This window comes from Anabaena sp. AL09 (assembly GCF_001672255.1).
Lineage (GTDB): Bacteria > Cyanobacteriota > Cyanobacteriia > Cyanobacteriales > Nostocaceae > Dolichospermum > Dolichospermum lemmermannii.
This window is the reverse complement of sequence record NZ_LJOQ01000098.1, coordinates 1-4060: the sequence shown is the minus strand read 5'-3', so window position 1 is coordinate 4060 and position 4060 is coordinate 1. Positions and strand designations below refer to the sequence as shown.

Annotated in this window: 2 protein-coding genes; both read left to right on the top strand. The window is 40.0% G+C overall.

Annotated elements, in window-relative coordinates:
* The first annotated feature begins 230 nt into the window (after nucleotides 1-230).
* Nucleotides 231-863: a tyrosine-type recombinase/integrase gene (locus AN490_RS20110; protein WP_300006617.1), complete on the top strand. Its 633-nt coding sequence runs from the start codon at nucleotides 231-233 to the stop codon at nucleotides 861-863.
* Nucleotides 864-1028: 165 nt separating this feature from the next.
* On the top strand, nucleotides 1029-4001 hold the full coding sequence (locus AN490_RS20105) for a Tn3 family transposase (protein ID WP_300006616.1): 2973 nt from the start codon (nucleotides 1029-1031) through the stop codon (nucleotides 3999-4001).
* Nucleotides 4002-4060 lie beyond the last annotated feature (59 nt).

The following is a 4060-nucleotide window of genomic DNA, read 5'->3' as shown; positions in this document are numbered from 1 at the left end:
GGCATTGAGCCGAGATCCTTGCTCAAACGGAAATAGAAGCTGAAAAAGCTTATTGTATATAGCTTTCAGATTTTCTGTCGTTCCCGTTTTAAGTAAACACGAAGAATGATACAAGCAGACATATTTTAGTACATAGTTACTAATCAATACAATTGAAACTCAAATACCAACTTATGAGTCAAAGTAGGTAATATCAGACAAAACAACATTGATTTTTCAGGGGTCTGGTTATGAATACAAAGACACTCCAACAATCAAAAGTTGGTAAAATTGAAAATTCACCGATTCAATCACCCAACTCTCGTAAGTATGCCGCAGTCAGAACACGAGAATACCTACTAGTTTCAGAAATTGAGGCCATGCGAGATGCACTCAAGAAAGCTGATGGTTGCCATGCCCATCGAGACTCAACACTAATCCTGTTAATTTACCGTCACGGACTGCGAGTTGCGGAAGCTGCTGCACTACGATGGGAGCAAATAGATTGGAGTGGGGGTAATCTCCACGTTAAGCGGGTAAAGACCGGAACTCCCTCTACACAACCACTATATGGTGATGAGATTCGGGCGCTCCGCAAGCTCCAACGCGATTATCCAGCGTCTCCTTATATTTTCCAGTCGTCTCGTCGCGGACTATTGGCAAAAGATACAATCGGTGGGATTATCGAGCGAGCAGGGGAATTGGCTCTTTTACCGTTTCCAGTTCATGCTCATATGCTACGTCATGCTTGTGGGTACGCTCTGGCTGCTAAAGGAGTAGACACCCGTACCATTCAAGGTTATTTAGGACATAAGAATATTCAGCATACAGTCCGCTACACAGAGCTTTCACCACTACGATTTAAGGGATTATGGGATGAATAAAATCTATGGCTAACGCCACGCGCTATGCCTACGACTACGTGTAGCTTGCTTCCCGTAGGTAGGGTACGCTATCAGAAAAGAAGATAAAATACTGTGCGGTTCACGAGTGAGGGATCAACCTAGTTTGGGTAGCCCTCAATTTTTTTATACTAATTTTAACTTTAGATGACCTTAATAGATCGTACAGCTTACCCAAGATTTAAACAATATCCCTCTGCTAAAGAACTAGCTGAACTTTATACACCAACGGTTGAAGAAATTAAATTTGTCAAGTCTCGTGTTCGTAGCCATGAAGCTTTACTTTGCTTCATGGTAATGTTGAAATCTTTTCAAAGACTGGGATATTTTCCTCCTCTAGAAAATGTACCTGTTGCTATTATTAAACATCTTCAATCCTCTTTAGAATTACGTGAATGGGGAAAAGCTATTCCCTCCGAGCGCCAAAGGCGTAATTATCAACAGGCAATTCGAGAATATTTAGGTATCAAACCTTATGATAAAGCTGCCCAAAAGTTGATAGCAATTGTTGTCAGTTCTGCCGCCGAAGTTAAAGACCATCCTGCGGATTTAATCAACATTACAATTGAAGAATTAGTCAAGGAACGATATGAGTTGCCAACATTTAATTCCCTTGACCGTTTAGTTAGTCATGTGCGCTCCATTACCAACAATCGTTTATTTCAACGAGTATCTCAAAATCTCTCTAGTGATGAACAAGCTTATTTAGACCAACTATTATTAGGGGAAACATCTGAATCAATCACCACATTAAACTTACTGAAATCCCCACCTAAAAGTGCAAAACTGAGCCACATCAAACAACTGCAAACAAAGTTTAACCAATTAATGACTTTTGGCGATGCTAAACGCTTGTTATCAAGTATTCCCCTAGCTAAAGTGAAATATTTAGCAGCACAAGCTAGAGCTTTAGATATATCAGAATTTCAAGATATTAAACTTTCTAAACGCCGCACATTGTTATTATGTTTACTATATGAATCCCAGGTCAAAACTCGTGATCACTTGGTAGAGATGTTTATCAAGCGTATCCTCAAAATTCAGAACAATGCTAAAGAAAGATTAAAGGAATTACGTGAGAAGCATTTGACGCAAACATCAGAGTTGTTGGATATGTTTGCACAAGTTTTAACTGTATCGAAAGAAACTCAAGATAATCTAGCTGCTTTAGGAGAGCAAGTTCTGTCTATTTTAGATGAACACGGTGGTACAGAATTGCTGCTGCTTAAATATGAAGAAATTGCCGCCTATAACACCAACAATCATTTGCCATTAATGTGGCGGTTTTATTGTGCTAACCGCAAGATGTTATTTAGTTTAGTCCGCTCTCTAGATATTCATTCAACTTCTGCCGATGAATCGGTAATTAATGCCTTAAAATTTGTGTTAGATCATGAACATAAGCGTGGCAAGCTTTTACCTTTTAAAATTAATTTAGATTTTATCAGTAATAACTGGCGAAATCTTGTTGTCAAAGAAGTTGAAGGGACTAAAGTTTTGGTACGTCAGCAGTTAGAAATTTGTGTATTTTCTTACTTAGCAACTGAATTCAAGACTGGGGATGCTTGTGTTGTTGGGTCGGAAAGCTACGCTGATTTTCGTGAACAATTGCTAACTCTATCGGAATGTGAACCCATGATAGAGGAATATTGTCACCAGTTGGAATTTCCGTCCAATCCAGAAGATTTTGTTGAGTATTTGCGTTCGTGTTTAACACTCTTAGCTACTGAAGTAGATCTGATTTGTGCGGATGGAAAGCAAATCACAATTAATGAGGATGGCGAACCTGTACTCAAGCGACTGACATCATCTCCTGAACCAAAAGAGGTGGAACAATTAGAGGAGAAAATTCGCTCTTTGATGCCAGAACGTAGTGTTTTAGATATTCTCTGTAATGTTGAACATTGGTTGAATTGGACAAGGCATTTTGGTCTATTATCGGGAAACGAACCCAAGTTAAAGCAATCTGCGGAACGCTATATTTTCACCACTTTTGGTTATGGGTGTAACCTCGGACCCAATCAAACGGCACGTCATTCCAGAAGTGTGGTAACATCTCACATGATTTCTTATACCAATCGTCGCCATGTCAGTACGCCCAAGATTGAGGCAGCGATTCGGGATATGATCAATGCTTTTAACCGTTTTAGTTTACCGTCCATTTGGGGAACGGGGAAAAGAGCGGCGGCGGATGGTAGTAAGTTCGAGATCTACGAGAATAATTTACATAGTGAATATCACATCCGTTATGGTGGCTATGGTGGTATTGCTTATCACCATGTTTCTGACAAATATATTGCTTTGTTTACGCATTTTATTACTTGTGGTGTTTGGGAAGCTGTGTATATTTTGGACGGGCTATTGAAAAATCTTTCCGATATTCAACCTGATACTTTGTATGCAGATACCCAAGGTCAGTCGGGTCCTGTGTTTGCCATCTCTTACCTTCTTGGTATCAAGTTGATGCCACGTATCCGTAACTGGAAGGATCTTAGTTTCCTACGTCCCAGTGCTGATTCCACTTACAAGTTCATTGATCCGTTGTTTAAGGATGTGGTTAATTGGAATCTTATTCAACTTCACTGGTATGACATGATGCGGGTAGTGCTGTCAATTAAGGCAGGGAAGGTGATGCCTTCTACCCTCCTACGTAAGTTGAGCAGTTACAGCCGGAAAAACCGTCTTTATCAAGCCTTTTTGGAGTTAGGAAAGGTTGTGCGAACAATGTTTTTGTTAGAGTATATCTCTAATGCTAAAATGCGCTCTGAGATTACGGCAATTACAAATATTGTAGAAAAGTATCATCATTTCTTGGATTGGGTGTTTTTTGGTAAGGATGGCGTTATTACTGAAAACGACCCGATTGAGCAGGAAAAGCGGTTGAAGTACCTCGATTTGGTTGCTAGTGCTGTGATTTTACAGAATACCGTGGATATGTCGTTGGCAATTCAGACTTTAACGGCACAAGGATATCCAGTCAATCATCGCTTTGTAGCTGCTTTGAGTCCCTATCTCACCAGACATATCAAGCGGTATGGCGATTATGTGGTGAATCTGCAAAATATTCCTCAACCTTTTGAATCTGCTATTCCTCTGCCTTCTGAAATCTTTGAAACCTAGAATTGACAAGGCTTTTCAGCTTCTATTTCCATTTGAGCAAGGATCTCGGCTCAATGCCA

Coding starts and splice junctions, on each gene's coding strand:
- AN490_RS20110 (WP_300006617.1), top strand. CDS start 231: ATGAATACAAAGACACTCCAACAATCAAAAGTTGGTAAAATTGAAAAT.
- AN490_RS20105 (WP_300006616.1), top strand. CDS start 1,029: ATGACCTTAATAGATCGTACAGCTTACCCAAGATTTAAACAATATCCC.